This window comes from Brevundimonas sp. NIBR10, assembly GCF_027912515.1.
Taxonomy (GTDB): Bacteria; Pseudomonadota; Alphaproteobacteria; order Caulobacterales; family Caulobacteraceae; genus Brevundimonas.
The window spans coordinates 2,654,085-2,671,386 of the sequence record NZ_CP115464.1; the positions used below are offsets into that span (position 1 = coordinate 2,654,085).

11 protein-coding genes are annotated in these 17,302 nt (G+C 67.3%); 7 read left to right on the plus strand and 4 right to left on the minus strand.

Annotation, left to right across the window (positions count from 1 at the left end; genetic code table 11):
- Positions 1 to 8: 8 nt before the first annotated feature.
- Together O5K39_RS13105 and O5K39_RS13110 are read right to left on the minus strand one after the other, a co-directional pair.
- On the minus strand, positions 9 to 1,529 hold the full coding sequence (locus tag O5K39_RS13105; RefSeq protein ID WP_271144066.1) for an MFS transporter: 1,521 nt from the start codon (positions 1,527 to 1,529) through the stop codon (positions 9 to 11).
- Positions 1,526 to 3,598 (minus strand): glycoside hydrolase family 97 protein, encoded by a 2,073-nt coding sequence (locus O5K39_RS13110; protein ID WP_271144067.1) that lies wholly within the window; start codon positions 3,596 to 3,598, stop codon positions 1,526 to 1,528. Before O5K39_RS13110 ends, O5K39_RS13105 begins: the two co-directional genes overlap by 4 nt.
- Positions 3,599 to 3,662: 64 nt before the next feature.
- On the opposite strand from O5K39_RS13110, the gene O5K39_RS13115 reads away from it, so the two are divergent.
- The gene (locus O5K39_RS13115; protein ID WP_271147156.1) at positions 3,663 to 4,721 is read left to right on the plus strand and encodes a LacI family DNA-binding transcriptional regulator; all 1,059 of its coding nucleotides are present in this window, start codon (positions 3,663 to 3,665) and stop codon (positions 4,719 to 4,721) included.
- Between the two features lie 182 nt (positions 4,722 to 4,903).
- On the opposite strand, the gene O5K39_RS13120 is transcribed toward O5K39_RS13115, so the two are convergent.
- Together O5K39_RS13120 and O5K39_RS13125 are read right to left on the minus strand one after the other, a co-directional pair.
- Positions 4,904 to 6,535, minus strand: coding sequence for an alpha-glucosidase (locus tag O5K39_RS13120; RefSeq protein WP_271144068.1), 1,632 nt, complete (start codon positions 6,533 to 6,535; stop codon positions 4,904 to 4,906).
- Positions 6,532 to 8,277: an alpha-amylase family glycosyl hydrolase gene (locus tag O5K39_RS13125; RefSeq protein WP_271147157.1), complete on the minus strand. Its 1,746-nt coding sequence runs from the start codon at positions 8,275 to 8,277 to the stop codon at positions 6,532 to 6,534. The genes O5K39_RS13120 and O5K39_RS13125 overlap by 4 nt, the downstream gene beginning before the upstream one ends.
- 352 nt (positions 8,278 to 8,629) lie before the next feature.
- On the opposite strand from O5K39_RS13125, the gene O5K39_RS13130 reads away from it, so the two are divergent.
- The 6 genes from O5K39_RS13130 to O5K39_RS13155 all read left to right on the plus strand — a co-directional run bounded on the left by O5K39_RS13130 (position 8,630) and on the right by O5K39_RS13155 (position 17,294).
- On the plus strand, positions 8,630 to 11,404 hold the full coding sequence (locus O5K39_RS13130) for a TonB-dependent receptor (RefSeq protein WP_271144069.1): 2,775 nt from the start codon (positions 8,630 to 8,632) through the stop codon (positions 11,402 to 11,404).
- A gap of 155 nt (positions 11,405 to 11,559) precedes the next feature.
- A complete protein-coding gene (locus O5K39_RS13135; RefSeq protein ID WP_271144070.1) occupies positions 11,560 to 13,071 on the plus strand; it encodes a tryptophan halogenase family protein in 1,512 nt (503 codons plus the stop codon).
- A gap of 57 nt (positions 13,072 to 13,128) precedes the next feature.
- Complete coding sequence (modA, locus tag O5K39_RS13140; protein WP_271144071.1) at positions 13,129 to 13,929, plus strand: molybdate ABC transporter substrate-binding protein; 801 nt, start codon at positions 13,129 to 13,131, stop codon at positions 13,927 to 13,929.
- Positions 13,913 to 14,620, plus strand: coding sequence for a molybdate ABC transporter permease subunit (gene modB / locus O5K39_RS13145; RefSeq protein WP_271144072.1), 708 nt, complete (start codon positions 13,913 to 13,915; stop codon positions 14,618 to 14,620). Before modA ends, modB begins: the two co-directional genes overlap by 17 nt.
- Positions 14,617 to 15,264: an ATP-binding cassette domain-containing protein gene (locus O5K39_RS13150; protein ID WP_271144073.1), complete on the plus strand. Its 648-nt coding sequence runs from the start codon at positions 14,617 to 14,619 to the stop codon at positions 15,262 to 15,264. Before modB ends, O5K39_RS13150 begins: the two co-directional genes overlap by 4 nt.
- Positions 15,261 to 17,294: a TonB-dependent receptor gene (locus O5K39_RS13155; protein WP_271144074.1), complete on the plus strand. Its 2,034-nt coding sequence runs from the start codon at positions 15,261 to 15,263 to the stop codon at positions 17,292 to 17,294. The genes O5K39_RS13150 and O5K39_RS13155 overlap by 4 nt, the downstream gene beginning before the upstream one ends.
- Positions 17,295 to 17,302: the final 8 nt, after the last annotated feature.

A 17,302-nucleotide genomic window follows, 5' to 3' on the forward strand; every position in this document is an offset into this window, starting at 1 on the left:
AGGCGACATCAGGCGCGCACCACTTCCTTGACGCGCAGTGCGGCGAGCGCAGCGATGAAGAAGCTGACGCCGCCGATCACAAGGGCCCAGATGGCCTGGCCGTCGAACACACTCTTGAGGATCAGGCCCAGCAGGGTGGCGGCGATAAGCTGGGGCACGACGATGAAGATGTTGAAGATGCCCATGTAGACGCCCATTTTTCTGGACGGCACCGCCCCAGACAGGATGGCGTAGGGCATGGACACGATCGAGGCCCAGGCGAAGCCGACCCCGATCATCGGCAGCCACAGCAGGGCCGGATCGCGGATCAGGAAGATGCCGATCAGGCCGAACCCGCCCAGCCCAAGATTCAGCGCATGGGTCTCGCGGCGGCCGATCCGCTTGGCCAGAACCGGGATCATGAAGGCCGCCAGCGCCGCGACGCCGTTATAGACCCCCATCAGGACGCCGACCCAGTCCGCCCCCTCGCCATAGCCGGTCGAGGTCGGCGACGCTGCGCCATAGTGGACGGCGGTGACGGCGGGCGTGGTGTAGATCCACATGGCAAACAGGGCGAACCAGCTGAAGAACTGGACGATGGCCAGATCGCGCATGGTGGCGGGCATGCGGAAGATGTCGTCGACGATCTCGGACAGGCCGTTCGAGGCCCGGGCCCGGTGCATCAGCCCGACTGCGATCTGGAGCAGGCCGAAGACGGCCAGGCCGCCGAACAGGACGTAGAGCTCCTTCTCGATCCCGGAAACGGCGACGCCGGCGAAACCGATCGCGCCGACCGCCAGCCAGATCAGGCCGCCGATCAGATAGGCGCGGATCGAGCGGGCCGGGGCCTCGGCGTCGGCCTGCGACGTGGTCGTGGCGGCGCGGTCGAAGGCGGCGAGTTGCTCGGGGCTGTATTCGCGGGTGGTGAACACGGTCCACAGGACGGCGGCCAGAAGGCACCCGGCACCGACGTAGAAGGCGATGCGGACGCTGTCGGGGACCACGCCCTCGGGCGCGACCGAAGCCACGTCGAACACGTTCGACAGCACCCACGGCAGAACCGATGCGAAGACGGCCCCCGCGCCGATGAAGACGCTCTGCATCGCATAGCCGGAGGTGCGCTGGTCCTCGTTCAGATTGTCGCCGACGAAGGCGCGGAACGGCTCCATCGTGATGTTGATCGCGGCGTCCATGACCCAGAGCATCAGGGCGGCGAACCATAGGCTCGGCGAGTTCGGCATGGCGATCAGGGCGATCGTCGTCAGGATCGCCCCGAACAGGAAATAGGGCCTGCGCCGCCCCAGCCGTCCCCAGGTCTTGTCGCTGAGATGACCGATCAGCGGCTGGACCAGCAGGCCCGTCATCGGCGCGGCGATCCACAGGATGGCCAGGCTGTCGACCTCGGCGCCCAGGGTCTGGAAGATGCGGCTCGTGTTGACGTTCTGAAGGCCGAATCCGATCTGGATGCCGAAGAAGCCCACGCACATGTTCACGATGGCGGCGGGGGACAGCCGGGGGCGGTCGGACAGGATGGACGCCTGGAGAGTCATGCGCGGCGGCCTCGTCCCAATGGCACGAAGCGGATCGCCTGACCGCCGCCGGGGGCAAGGGCCAGGGTCAGGACGTCGGCCGAGGTGACCTCGCGCTGTTCGATGACGATGGATTCGCGCTTGGTCTTATAGTCGGCGTCCGGCCCGTCGCGATAGATTTCCGCGCGGTAGCGGCGGCCGTCGTCGAGGAAGTCGAGCGGGGCGTTCAGGACGCGCGGATGCTCGTCGGTGACCGCGCCCAGGGCCCAGATGTCGGAGGCCCGGTCCTTCCTCGCGATGGTGACATAGTCACCGACCTCGCCGTTCAGGACGCGGGTCTCGGCCCAGTCGACGGGCACGTCCTTGATGAACTGGAACGGGCCGGGATTGGCCTCGTAGTTGACCAGCAGGTCGGCCGCCATCTGGATCGGGCTGTAGATGACGACATAGAGCGCCAGCTGCTTGGCCCAGGTGGTCTGGACCCCGCCGGGACTGCGCGTCTCCATGCCGAAGATGCCGGGCGTATAGTCCATCGGCCCGGCCAGCAGGCGGGTGAAGACCAGGTTCGCCTCATGCTCGGGCGTATTGCCGGGCTGGCCCCAGGCGCTGAACTCCATGCCCCGCGCGCCCTCGCGAGAGATCATGTTGGGATAGGTACGACGCAGGCCCGTGTCCTTGAAGGGCTCGTGGGCGTTGACGGCGACCTTGTGCCGGGCGGCGGCCTCTGCGACTCGTAGATGGTGCTGGGACATGGCCTGGCTTTCGTTCCAGGCCATGACGGGCGTGCCGTCCGGTCCTGCGACACGGGCTCCGCCGGCGTCGGCGACGTAGCCGGTCTTCACAGAATGCATCCCCAGCCGCTCGTACAGGGCGAAACCGGCGTCCATCTGCTGTTCGTAGTGGAAGGCGTTGCCACCGGTCTCGTGGTGACCGATCAGTTCGACCCCCCTGGCCCGGCCGTGGGCGGTGACCGCCTCGATGTCGAAATCGGGGTAGGTCTGCGTGAAGCTGAAGTCCGAGCCGTTGCCGAACCAGTTGCCGTCCCAGCCGACGTTCCAGCCCTCGACGAGCACGCCACCGAAGCCGTGCTCGGCCGCGAAGTCGATGTGCTTGATCGCGTTTTCGGTGGTCGCCCCGTGCTTGGGACCGGCGTTCCAGCTCTTGAGCTCCAGGTGCATTTCCCACCAGACGCCGACGTATTTCATCGGCTTGAACCACGAGACATCCCCCAATTTGTTGGGCTCGTTCAGGTTCAGGATCAGGCTGGACTCGACCAGGCCTGCGGCCGTGTCCGAAACCTGCAAGGTACGCCAGGGCGTGTTGAACGGCGCCTCGCGCACCACCGCCGCGTTGGTCAGGCCGGGGGTCAGGGCGGCACGGAACTTCGTGCCCTCCGAGCGACGCAGATTCATGCCTGCATAGTCGACGCAGGCCGCTTCGTGGATCGAGACGTGCAGGCCGGAGGTGCCCTTGACCGTCATCGGGGTCTGGGCGCTGCCGACCGCGTCGATGGACGAGCGGTTGTAGAGATATTCCTCGCGGTTCCATTCCCAGGCCGGGATCCACCAGGCCGTGCCGTTTTCCGTCAGGTTGAACTCGGTCAGCTCCGAACCGATGCGGACGGTCTTCAACCCCGGCTGTTCCGGGAACTCGTAGCGGAAGCCCAGGCCGTCGTCGTACAGGCGGAAGACCACGTCCACGCGGCGTCCCAGCACCCCGGTCTCGGCGAAGGCGACGCGCCATTCGGTGTAGTGATTGCGGATGAACCGGCGCTCGCCCCAGGGCTGCTCCCAGGTGTCGTCGAAGGTCATCGGCTGGGAGACCGTCATGGCCATGCCGCGCTCCAGCGCCACCGCATCGGTCAGCAGGAAGCCCAACCGCGAGTCCTCGACCACCGGCCGGCCCTGGCGGCTGACGGCGTACATCGGGCGGCCATCATTGTCGGTGAAGGCCTGGACGGTCAGGACGCCGCCGGGGGACGATGCGCTGGCCCGGGTCGCCGGGGTCTGGGCACGCACGGGGCCTGAGATCAGGGCCGATGTGCCCGCGGCGGCGGCCGAGAGGGCCAGAAATTGACGACGTTTCATCATGGCGACGCTTCCTTGATTACAGGGTCTTGCCAAGCGAGGCCGAGGCGTCGCATGAGTAAGCAAGATTTGCAGAAAAATTTGCAGACACCGCTGTCGGAGCCCGCGATCCTTGAGCCGCAAGACGACCCGTCTGGAAGACCTGGCCCGGCTGGCCGGGGTGTCGATCGCCACGGCGTCGCGCGCCCTGAACGACAGTCCCGCCGTCAACGACCGCACCAAACAGGCGATCTGGAAGCTGGCGCGCGAGCATGACTACCCGTTCCGTCGCTACATGCCGGCCGGTCCGATCGGAGCCCAGGGCACGATCGCACTGGTGACGCCGCGACCTCAGGGTCGGGAAGGGCGGTTGAGCGATCCCTTCTTCCTGGAACTGCTGGCGGGGGTCGGAGAGGCGGCGCGCGAGCGAGGCTGCGACCTGGTCATGAGCCACGTCTCGCCGGCCAATCTGGACGATCTGTCGGTTGCCATGACCACCAGTCGCGCCGACGGGGTGATCTTTCTGGGCCAGAGCACCTTGCACGGTGCTTTCAACCGGATGGCCGAGACCGAGAGCCGGTTCGTGGTCTGGGGCGCCGAACTGCCGGACCAGAACTATTGCTCTGTCGGGTCCGACAATATCAACGGCGGTCGGCGCGCGACGTCTCATCTGGCCCGACTGGGCCGCAAGCGCATCGTCTTCCTGGGCGACCTCGATCCGCCCGAGGCCATGCAGCGGCAACGCGGCTATGCGGAGGCGCTGGAAAACGCGGGGCTGGCGCTCGATCCCGACCTGGTCGTTCCCGCCCATTTCGAGGTCGAGTCGGCCGAGGCCTCGGTCGATTCCATGCTGGCGCGCGGCCTGGATTTCGACGGCATCGTCGCGGCGTCCGACCTGATCGCGCTCGGGGCCGTGCGGTCCCTGCTGCACCACGGCAAGAGCGTGCCGGGCGATGTGTCCGTGATCGGCTTCGATAATGTCCCCTTCAGCCGCTACAGCCGTCCCGCCCTGTCCACCATTGCTCAGGACACGATGAAGGCCGGCCGGCTGATGGTGTCCAAGCTGCTGGATTCCACAGGCGATCGCGCCGGCCGGTCCGAACGCATCCCGACGGACCTGATCGTCCGGGAGACGTGCGGGGGGTAGATTCCTTCTCCCCTTGCGGGAGAAGGTGGCAGGCGGAGCCTGACGGATGAGGGGTGCCACTCGGTGTCGAAAGTTGCGGTGTCTCGCTTCCAACGGCGGTCGAGCGTCTTCGTACCCCTCATCCGTCTCGCTCCGCGAGCCACCTTCTCCCGCAAGGGGAGAAGGAAGATGTCTGCGAGCCTTCACTCGCCCTTCGCCAACAGCAGGCCGGCGAGCGGGGGCAGGGCACCGGTCGCAACATCTTCGACATTCACCGCCTCGACCACGCGCCAGCCCTCCGGCACTGACCACGCCTCCGACGAGTGCCCCAGGTTGAAGACGCACAACATGATCTCGTCCCCTTCGCCACGCTCGAAAGCCAGCAGCGGTCCGGCCTGAACCATCCTCATCGTACCCGTCCGCAGGGCGCCATAGCGGTGCCGCAACCCGATCAGGCGGCGGCTGAAGTGCAGGATCGAGGTCGGATCGGCCTCCTGTGCATCCACGGCCAGCGGATAGTGCCGCGGGTCGATCGGCAGCCAGGGCTCGACGGATGAGAAGCCCGCCTGAACGGCGTCGGACCGCCACGGGATCGGGGTGCGGGCACCGTCGCGGCCGAGGGTCTCGGGCCAGTTGGTGATGGCCTCGGGGTCGACGAGGCGGTCGAACGGCACATGGGCCTGGGGCAGGCCGAGTTCCTCGCCCTGATAGACGAAGACGTTGCCGCGCAGGGATATCAGCAGCAGCATGGCCATCTCGGCGAAGGCCTTTTCATCGCGGCCTTCGGACCAGCGCGAGATGGCGCGCGGCGCGTCATGGTTGGAGAAGGTCCACGATGGCCAGCCCTCGCCATCCACGCCCGGCCACATCGCGGGGCCCTTCTGGACCAGCTCAGCGTCCAGATGATCCGCATACAGATAAAGAAATCCGTAGGCGGAATGAAGCAGCCGGTCACCCTGGGTGTACTGCTTCATTTCCGCATTGGCGCGGTCGCCGCCGACCTCAGCGACCAGGAACCGGTCGCCGGCATAGCTGTCGGCCAGGGCGCGCAGCCGGCCGAGGAAGACCGGGATGCCCGGCTGGGACTGGTTGTGGATCTTGTCCTGGAAGTCGAAAGGGCGGGTCCGCTTGCCGTTCGAGGTCAGGGGCGGATTGTCGGTCAGTTTCGGGTCGTGAATGGCGAAGTTGATGGCATCCAGCCGGAACCCGTCCACCCCCCGGTCCAGCCAGAACCGCATCGCGTCGATCAGGGCATCCTGCACCTCGGGATTGGCCACATTGAGCTGCGGCTGCTCCTTCAGGAAATTGTGCATGTAGTACTGGTGACGGCGCGCGTCCCAGGTCCAGGCGGGCCCGCCGAACACCGACTGCCAGTTCGAGGGCGGGGAGCCGTCCGGCTTGGCGTCGGCCCAGACGTACCAGTCGGCCTTGGGATTGATCCTGTTCTGGCGGCTTTCCTGGAACCAGGCGTGCAGGTCCGAAGTGTGGGAATAGACCTGGTCGATGATGACCTTGAGCCCCAGTTCGTGGGCGCGCGCCACCAGGGCGTCGAAATCGGCCAGGGTCCCGAAGATCGGATCGACGTCGGTATAGTCGGCGACGTCATAGCCGAAATCCTTCATCGGCGAGGTGAAGAAGGGCGACAGCCAGACGCCGTCGACGCCCAGGGATGCGATATGATCCAGATGGGCCGTGATGCCCGGCAGGTCGCCGATCCCGTCGTCATTGCTGTCGGCGAAGCTGCGCGGATAGACCTGATACAGCACCGCGCCCCGCCACCATTCGGTCGCGGTTGTGGTCGTCGTGTCGGGATGGCTCAGGGTCTGGACGGTCACGCAGGGTCTTTCGATACGCAAATCATGTAGTCGAGGGCGGGAACGGTAACCCGGATCGATCCGGGTGCCGATGCGGTCGCGGGGCAGGACCCGCGCAGGCTGCTCCAGTCCTGTGACGCCGTCGCGACCTCGATATTGACGGTGATCGGCGTGGTCGCCGAGTTGTAGATGATCAGGGTCTCACCGGGCTCGCCGTCGATGACGCGTGACACGGCGAACAGGCCGGGCGTCTCGCTCGTCGCGCGCACGATCTGGCGACCCCGGCGCAGGGCCGGGGAGGCGGCGCGGATGCGGGCCATCTCGGCGAGACGGCGATACATGGGCGCGGAGGTGGCGAAGGGTTGGCCGGCACCGCCGATCCGGGGGTGGGTCGCATAGTCGGCGACCTGGCTCGGGAACATGTCCGCCCGCGCGGCGCCGTAGCCACCGATCCCGGCGAAACCCTGCTCGTCGCCGTAATAGATCGTCGGCACGCCGCGGCCGAACATCATCAGGGCGTGGGCCAGGGTCGTGCGGGCCAGCAGTTCGTCGGCCGAAGCGTCCGGATGGGCCTTGGCGATGAAGCCGCCGATCCGGCCCATGTCGTGGTTGCCGAGGAAGGTCGGCAACTGCATCGCCCCCGCCTCGCCCCCGGCATAGAGGGCGTCGGCCATATAGAGTCTGGCCAGGGCGTCGGTCCCCTTGACCCCGTTGGCGACATCGGTGGCCGTGGTCTGGAAGGCGAAGTCGAGAACGGCCGGATAGCGATCCACCTGGGTGAACCGCGCCAGGATGCCCGGGTCGTGGTCATAGACCTCGCCGAAGATGTGGAAGTTGGGGATGCCCTTCGCGCGGGCCCGCTCCAGCATGGCGGGGACAAAGGCCTGCCAGAACTCGGAGTTCACGTGGCGGGCGGTGTCGATGCGGAAACCGTCGATGCCGTAGCGGTCAATCCAGTCGCCGTAGATCTCGATCATCCCCTGAACCACGCGCGGGTTCTCGGTGTAGAGATCGTCCAGCCCTGCGAAATCGCCGTCCAGCGAGCTCTCGCCCTTGAAGGTCGTGTCGCCACGGTTGTGGTAGTAGATCGGGTCGTTCAGCCACGCCGGAACCTTCACCGTCGCCTCGGCCTCGGGCACATAGGGGGTGTAGGCGTAGTCGGGTCGGGTCAGCCGCTCGAAGTTCGTGCCGTCGAAGCCGGCGTTGATCGCCGCGCCCTCGATCCCGCCTTGCCGTGAGTACGGATAGTCGGCGCGGCTGCGATAGGCACAGTCGTTGGCCGGGCATTCGCGGTAGCGGATCACGTCGGCCGTGTGGTTGGCGATGATGTCCATATAGACCTTCATTCCGCGTGCATGGGCGGCATCGACGAAGGCCTTGAACTCCGCGTCGGTGCCGAAGTGGGGATCGACGGTCGTGAAGTCGGTGATCCAGTAGCCGTGCGCGCCCGAGAACTCGCGGCCGGGTTCGCCCTGGACCGGCTTGTTCCTGAACACCGGTGCCAGCCAGACGGCGGTGGCGCCCAGGCCCTGGATATAGTCCAGACGCGCGGTCAGTCCGGCCAGATCACCGCCGTGATAGAAGCCCTCGTCGGTCGGGTCGAAGCCGTGCTGGAGCTTGCCGCCCGCGATCCCCCCGGTGTCGTTGGATCGGTCGCCGTTCTCGAACCGGTCGGGCAGCAGGAAGTAGATCACCTCGTCCTGCGGCAGGCGCGCGCGGAAGTCGGCCGACGCCTGGGCCGTGCCGCTCGACGGCATGATCATGCAGGCGAGCGCACCCAGCAGGCCGACCGCTGCATTCCTGTGCCGAGTTCGTGGTGCCGATCGATCCATCCGTCCCTCAAATGCGTGTGGGGGATACATCGTCCACCCAGCGTCTTTGCAAGATTTTGCAAAACAGATTGCCGCTGTCAACCGTTTCCAGAGCGCCCGGATTCGGCACGGATCGCCGTGTTGCGCCGCAATATGGGCGTGGAAAGTGCGTGTTACGCTGCGGCAGAAGCGTCTTTTTTACACCCCGATCATTACGGGCTTGCAAGAACCGTCATTCTTTGCATATTCTTGCGAAGGCTTGATCGGCAGCGTCAGAAACGCGGACAGCCCCAGGGAGATGACAATGACCAATCGTTTCACCACGCGTTCGCGTCTGATGACCGGCGCCGCCGTCGGCGCAGGCCTGCTGCTGGCGCTTGCCGGCCCCACCTACGCCCAGACCACACAGGACGAGGACGCGACCCAGGTCGACGAGATCGTCGTCACCGGCATCCGCGCCTCGATCGCCAACTCGATCGCCGCCAAGGCCCGCAACACCTCGATCGTCGAGGTCATCACGGCCGAGGACATCGGCAAGCTGCCGGACGTCTCGATCGCCGAATCGCTGGCGCGCCTGCCCGGTCTGACGGTCCAGCGCCTGGACGGTCGCGGTCAGCTGATCTCGATCCGCGGCCTGGGCCCCGACTTCACCACCGCCCTGCTGAACGGCCGTGAACAGGTCACCACCGGCGACAACCGCGGCGTCGAGTTCGACCAGTATCCTTCGGAACTGCTGGGCGGCGTGACCGTCTACAAGACCCCTGACAGCGCCCTGGTGGGTCAGGGTCTGGCCGGGACCGTCGATCTTCAGACCATCCGCCCGCTGGCCTATGGCCGTCGCACCATCGCCGGCAACGTCCGCTATGAGATGAACGACATCGGCGCGCTGAACGCCGGCACGACCGACACCGGCACCCGCTACAGCCTGTCCTACATCGATCAGTTCGCCGATGACACGATCGGCGTCGCCATCGGCTATGCCCACATCACCAGCCCCTATCAGTCCGAGCGTTTCAACGCCTGGGGCTATCCGAACGCCACCCCGACCTCGCTGGTGATCGGCGGGACCAAGCCCTACGTCATGTCCAGCGAGCTTGAGCGGGACGGCTTCGCCGGCACCCTCGAATGGCGTCCGAACGATCGCTTCTCCTCGACCATCGACGCCTTCTACTCCGAGTTCCAGAACACCCAGATCCTGCGTGGCATCGAGTTCCCGCTGGCCTGGGGTGGATCGTCGGGCACGTGCGGTACGCCGCAGGTTCAGACGGCGACCTGCCGTCCGGGCCCGGTCCTGACCACCACCACGACGGAGGACGGCTTCGTTACGGCCGGCTCGTTCTCGAACGTGAAGGGCGTGGTCCGCAACGACGTCAACACTCGCGACAGCACGATCACCTCGCTGGGCTGGAACACGAAGTTCCAGGCGTCGGACGACTGGGGCTTCGCCCTGGACCTCAACTATTCCAAGGTCGAACGCAGCGACATCATCCTGGAGACCTATTCCGGCACGGGCCGCGACGTGACGGGCACTCTGGATACCCTCGGGTTCACGATCGACAACGACGGCGTCCCGACCTTTTCCAGCCGTCTGAACTACGCCGATCCCAACCTGATCCGCCTGACGAGCCCGCAAGGGTGGGGCGGCGACGTGATCCCGGGCGGCCAGGACGGCTATTTCAACACCCCGACCGTCAACGATGAACTGAAGGCCATCCGCGTCAGCGGCCGCCGCGAACTGCACCAGTCGCCGTTCAGCGCGATCGAATTCGGGTTCAACTACTCCGAACGCGACAAGGAGTTCGTCAACGACCAGTTCTTCCTCGGCGTGCCCGGCGGCGCGACCGTGGCGGTGCCGTCGGCCTTCCTGCTGGCCCCGACCAACCTGGGTTACCTGGGGATTTCCTCGGTGATCAGCTATGACGCCCTGGGTCTGGTCAACAGCGGCTTCTACAACATTGTCCGCAACCCGAACGCCGATGTTCTGGCCGGCAACTGGGCCGTCAACGAGACGGTCTCGACCAGCTACATCAAGGCCAACATCGACCATAACCTGTTCGGTATTCCCCTGACCGGCAACGTCGGCGTCCAGGCTGTGATGACTGACCAGAGCTCGTCCGGCTTCTCGGCTAGCGGCAACGGCGCGTCTCGCGTTTCGGTCGCCGTCGAGGGCGGCGCGAAGTATCTGGAGATCCTGCCGAGCTCCAACTTCATCCTCGAGGTCGGTGAAAACCAGTTCCTGCGCTTTGCCCTGGCCCGCACCCTGGCGCGGCCCCGGATGGACGACATGCGGGCCTCGCGGAACTTCGGCTACGATCTGTCCAAGCGGACCTCGACCGATATCAACAACTCCCCCTGGGGCGGTGGCGGCGGTAACCCCGAGCTGAAGCCCTACATCGCCGATGTCTTCGACGTTTCGTACGAGAAGTATTTCGCCAACCGTCGCGGTTACGTTTCGGTCGCTGCCTTCTACAAGCACCTGGAATCGTTCGTTTACACCCGCAACCAGCTGTTCGACTTCACCGGCTATCCGATCGGCACCAGCCCCGAGCCCGCCCTGCGGACCGGTCTGGTCAGCGCACCCGACAACGGCTCCGGCGGTTGGGTCCAAGGTGTCGAGTTTGCCCTGTCCGTGCCGTTCGAGATCATCTCGCCGATGCTGGAAGGCTTCGGCGGTCAGTTCAGCGTCTCCCAGACGGATAGCGAGATCCAGCCTGACCCGACGCAAGCCCCGACGGCCCTGCCGGGTCTGTCGGAAACCGTCGCCAACGTCACCGTCTACTATGAGGCGAACGGCTTCCAGGCGCGGGTGTCCAACCGCTATCGGTCGGACTTCCTGGGTGAGGTTGCCGGCTTCGGCAACGGCCGGACCCTGCGTTCGGTCGCCGCCGAGAACATCATCGACGCCCAGATCGGCTACGAGTTCCAGTCCGGCCCTCTGGAGAACCTGTCCGTCCTGGCTCAGGTCAACAACCTGACCGACGAGCCGTTCAAGACGTTCGAGAACGGCGACGAGCGTCGCACGATCGACTTCCAGCGCTACGGCCGGACCTTCCTGTTCGGCGTCAGCTTCAAATACTGAGACCACAGCGGCGGGCGCTCCCCCCTGTCCCGCCGACTGAACCTTGCGCCGCTCGTCGACCCCGACGAGCGGCGTTTTCTTTGCCGCAGCGCAAGCTGCTAGGGTCGAGGCGGAGCCCGGGAAACACGGGCCCGCGTATTGAGGAAATGCAAGGCATGGCCGAACCGATCAAGTCGATCCTCATCGTCGGTGGGGGCACCGCCGGATGGATGGCGGCCGCCGCCCTGAACCGGTCGCTGGGGCCGCACTGCAAGGTGACGCTGGTCGAGAGCGACGACATCGGCATCGTCGGGGTGGGGGAGGCGACCGTGCCGCCGATCCGCGACTTCAACGCCCTGATCGACCTCGACGAGGCAGAGTTCATGCGGGAGACCCAGGCGACGCTGAAGCTGGGCATCGAGTTCGTCGACTGGGGCATCAAGGGCAAAACCTATCTGCATCCCTTCGGTACCTTCGGCCCCGGCCCGACGCTGGCGGAGTTTCAGCAGTCCTTTCTGGCGCTGAGGGCCAAGGACCGGATCGCCGACGACATCGAGGCCTATTCCCTTTGCGCCCAGGCGATGAAGGCCGGTCGGGCGGCCCTGCGTGATCCAGATCCCCGCTCGCCGTTGAGCGCCCTGTTCACCGCCTATCATTTCGACGCGGGCCTGTATGCGCGATACCTGAGAAAGGTCTGCGAAGCGCGTGGCGTCGAACGGCTGGAAGGCGAGATCATCGAGGTGGTCCAGCGCCCGGACGACGGGTTTGTCGATCGGGTGCGGCTCAAGGACGGGCGCGAGCTGACCGCCGACCTGTTTATCGACTGCACCGGATTTCGCGGCCTGTTGATCGAGGGTGCGCTGAAGACCGGCTTCGAGGACTGGTCGCACTGGCTGCCGATGAACCGGGCCTGGGCCGTGCCGTGCGAGCGGGTATCGCCGACGACGCCCTTCACGCGATCGACGGCGCGCGACGCCGGCTGGCAATGGCGGATCGCCCTCCAGCATCGCACGGGCAACGGTCATGTCTATTGCAACGACTTCGTCGATGACGACACGGCGCGTCAGGTGATGCTCGATAATCTGGACGGCCCGGCCCTGGCCGAGCCCCGGCCGCTGCGGTTCACGACGGGGCGCCGGAAGGCGTTCTGGGCCAGGAACGTCGTGGCCCTGGGCCTGTCGAGCGGTTTCATCGAGCCGCTGGAATCGACCAGCATCCACATGGTCCAGTCGGGCATCTATCGGCTGTTGCAGCATTTTCCCGACAGCCGGTTCAGCCCGGTCAATATCGAGGCCTACAATCGCCGCCTGGGGGCCGAGGTCGAGTTGATCCGCGACTTCGTCATCCTGCACTACCACGCGACCCGGAGGGACGACACGCCGTTCTGGCGGCACGCCGCCGCCATGCCGATCCCCGACACCTTGCGCCAGCGCGTCGAGGCCTTCCGTGATCGGGGCCTGTTGTATCAGTCGGGTGCCGACGAATATTTCAGCCAGGGCTCATGGATGGCGGTCATGTACGGCCAGGGCATCACTCCGGTCGGGCGCAATCCGCTCTATGACTTTCAGGCTCTGGATCAGGTCCAGGCCGGCTTTGGCCAGATCGCGAAAGGTTGGCGCGATACGGTCGCGCGAATGCCCATGCACGACGACTTCCTGAAGGCACGCGGCATGTGGGCTGCGACATAGGGTCAGCCGCGCCTTTCCCGCATCCCGATCTGTGCTAACCGGCGCGCAGGAGGGCGGATGGCGCAAGACTTTGCAGCATGGCGGCCGACGCGGCGCGCGGCCCTGGCGGGTACCCTGCTGGGCGTGTCCGGATGTGGCTCTGCGCCGTCTGTGCCGCGCGTGGTCACCCTCTTCGCGGCGGCGTCCCTGGCCGAGGCCATCACGGAAATCGGGTCCGCATGGCAGACCGCGACGGGCGTGACGATCCGGTCGTCGTTCGCCGCCAGCGGTGCCGTGGCACGACAGGTCGAGGCGGGTGCTCCGGCCGATGTGGTAGTTCTGGCAGATACCGTCTGGATGGATCGGCTGATCGAGCGTGGACGGATCATGCCGGAGACCCGGGTCGATCTGGTCGGCAATCGGCTGGTGGTGATCGGTGCCGACGCCGCCGCGATCGAGGGCGATCCGTTCGACTGGCTAGCCCGCACCGACGGACGCTTGGTCATCGGCGACCCCGACAGCGTTCCCGCCGGGGCCTATGCCAGGACCTGGCTGCAGCAGACCGGGCGGTGGGACGCGGTTCGTGAGCGGCTGGTGCTGGCCGCGGATGTTCGGGCCGTGCGGGCCTTCGTCGCGCGAGCAGAGGCCCCCCTGGGTATCGTCTATGCCAGCGATGTCGTCGGGGCCGGTCAGGTCCGGATCGTGCTCACACCGCCGATGTCGGAACAGCCCCGGATCGTCTATCCCGCCGCCCTGACAATCCCTGCGAAGCCCGAGGCGGCGGACTTCCTGACCTATCTGCGATCGGCGGAGGCGATGGCGGTCTTTCGCCGTCACGGCTTCGACGCCCCCGCCGACGGGAGTGCCCCCTCTGTTTGAGCCGCTGTCGTCCTTCGAGATCGAGGCTGCGCTGCTGTCGCTGAAGGTGGCGGGGGCGGCGATGCTGGTAACCGCGCCCCTGGCGCTGGGGCTGGCATGGTTGCTGGCGCGCGGGTCCTTTCCCGGCAAATGGATGGTCGAGACCCTGGTCAACCTGCCGCTGGTCCTGCCGCCGGTGGTGACGGGACTGGTCCTGTTGATGCTGTTCGGCGTGAGGGGGCCGATCGGAGGGTGGCTGCATGACGTCTTCGGCGTGACCCTGGCCTTTCACTGGACCGGGGCCGCCCTGGCCGCCGGGATCATGGCCCTGCCGCTCGTGGCGCGGCCGATGCGGCTGTCGCTGGAGGGTGTCGACCGAGGGCTGGAACAGGCGGCCTCCAGCCTGGGCGCGCCGCCGTGGCATGTCTTTGCCCGCATCACCCTGCCGCTGGCCGCGCCGGGCATGATCGCGGGCCTGGTGCTGGGGTTCGCTCGCGCCTTCGGGGAGTTCGGGGCCACCGTGACCTTTGCCGGGGCCATTCCCGGCGAGACCCAGACCCTGCCGGTCGCCATCTATGCCACGCTACAGCGGGCCGACGGGGAACCGGCCGCAATCCGTCTGGCGGTCGTCTCGGTCGCCGTCTGTGTCCTGGCCCTGGTCCTCGCCGAATGGACCAATCGGCGCAGTCTGCGCGGGCGGCCGCGCGCATGAGCCTGTCGTTCCGAGTCCGCGCCCGACGCGGGGATTTCTCGCTCGACGTGGCCTTTGCAGGCGACGTCCGGTCGCTGGTGGTGGTCGGACCGTCCGGCGCGGGCAAGACGACCCTGCTTCAGGGTCTGGCCGGGCTGGGCCCCGTCGATGAGGTTCATCTGGCCATGGACGGTCAGGTCTTGATCGACAGCGCGACCGGGGCCGTCCCGCCTGCGCACCGGCGCGGCGTGGGCTATCTGTTTCAGGAGGGGCGGCTGTTCCCGCACCTGAACGTGGAGGCCAACGTCTCCTTTGCCCGCCCCTATGCGACCGATCCGATGGACGTGGCCGAGGCGCTCGGCCTCGTCGATCTGGACGGGTTCGAGACCCGGTGGCCGGCGACCCTTTCGGGGGGCGAGATGCGACGCGTCGCCTTTGCCCGCGCCATAGCCGCGCGACCGCGCATCCTTTTGCTGGACGAGCCGTTCGCAGGTCTGGACGTCCGCCGCCGCGACGCCCTCATTCCCTACCTGATCAGACTGCGAGACGAGGTCGGCACGCCGATGGTGATTGTGACGCATGACCCCCGCGACGTTTCGGCCCTGAGCCAAGCCGTATTGCGTATCGAGGACGGCCGTGCGGCGGCCCGGCCCGAACCCGCATGATCCAGGACGCGCCGCCTGCCTTGCCCGAGGTCGTGGTTACGGGGGCTCGACTTCCACCCGCTGCCGGGGATGCGGCCTTTTCGGTCACGCGTCTGGACCGATCCGCGCTGGACCGTTCGACGCGGCTGGACGAGGCGCTGGGCCGTGTTCCGGCGGTGTCCCTGTTCCGCAGGACGTCCAGCCTGGCCGCCAATCCCACGACCCAGGGGATTTCACTGCGGGCCATTGCCCCGTCGGGTGCCGGCCGGGCACTGGTCACCCTCGACAATGTGCCGCTGAACGATTCCTTCGGCGGCTGGGTGCTGTGGTCACAGATCGCGCCGGAAAGCCTCGACAGTCTCGACATCGTGCGCGGTGCGGGGGCAGGGGCCTATGGCGCAGGGGCCCTGACGGGCGTCATCGCCTTGCGCGAACGGGACGGCGAAGGCGGGCGGCTGGACGTCTCGGCCGGGGGCTACGGAGGGCGTCGGGTCGCGGCCGTCACCGGCCTGAGGACCGGCCGGGTGGCCATCACCGCCTCCGTGCTCGCGGACCATTCCGATGGGTACACGCCGGTGCGCTCCGCCGCCGCCGGGGCCGCTGACACCCCGCTGGACCTCGACACCCGGAGCGCGGCCCTGCGCGCCGACGCCGAGCTGGACGGCGCGACGGCCTTGTCGATGCGGGCGTCGGCCTATGACGAGGATCGGGGTTCGGGGCTGTTGAACACCCGGTCGACCGCCACCGGGCACAGCTATTCGGCGACCCTGGCCCGGACGCCGGCGCGGGGTCGCCTCGGCTGGCGCATCCAGGCGTGGCGGCGAGAGAGCGATTTCGCCAACAGCTCCGCCTCGGTCGCTGCCAACCGGTCCGGCACGACGCCTGCGAACGACCAGTACGCCACGCCCGCGACCGGATGGGGCGGCAATCTGGCTCTGCGCCAGCCGGGCCTCGGCGTCGCCGGCGGTCGGCTGGAGTGGGAAGTCGGGGCCGATGCCCGGCTGGCCGAGGGCGAGACGCAGGAACGGTTCAGCTGGTCCGTGCCGCTGAACCGCTTCACTCGGGATCGATTCGCCGGCGGCGAGACTTCGGTGGTCGGTGGCTATGTCGAGGCGTCGTGGACGCGTGACGCCTGGTTGGTGGCCGGCGGCCTGCGGATCGATCGCTGGGGCAATGCCGAGGGGCGGCGGCTGGAACTGGACCGGGCGACGGGCGCGAACCTGCTGGACGAGACATCTGCCGACCGATCCGGCGAGGTGACCTCGGCGAGACTGGGTGTCCGGCGTGATCTGGGTCGAGGGTTCGCCACCCGCGCCGCCGCCTATTCCGGCTTTCGCCCCGCGACGATCAACGAACTGCACCGGCCGTTCCGCGTCGGCAACGACATCACCGAGGCCAATGCCGCGCTGGAGCCCGAGCGCTTGCAGGGGGGCGAGACCGGGCTGAGCTGGGACGGCACCTCCACGCGGTTGGGGGCCACCCTGTTCTGGAACCGGATCGAGGACGCCATCGTCAACGTCACCCTGGGGACCGGCCCCGGCGTGATCGCAGTCCTGCCGCGCGGGGGCTTCGTGCCGGCCGGTGGCGTTCTGCGGCAGCGTCAGAATGCCGGGACCATCGAGGCGACCGGACTGGAGCTGAACGCCGAACATCGGCTGGACCGGATCACCCTCTCGGCCGCACTGGCCTGGACCGACGCCCAGGTCGACGGCGGGACGGCGGCGGCCCAGCTGACCGGCCTGCGTCCCGCCCAGGCCCCCGAATGGAGCGCCACCGCCGGCTTCGACTGGCAGGCGACCGACCGGCTGAACCTGTCGATCAACGCCCGCTACGAGAGCGCCCGGTTCGACGACGACCTGAACAGCCGCACGCTCGATGCAGCCGTCACGGCCGATACGCGCGCCGGGTATCGGGTCGGGGAGGGCGTCAGCCTGTATGCGGCCGTCGACAACCTGTTCGATCGGAACGTCGAGGTCTCGCTGACCGGGGACGGTGTCGCCGGATATGCAGCGCCGCGCGTGGCCAGGGTCGGGATCACCCTCGACTGGTGAGCCTGCCG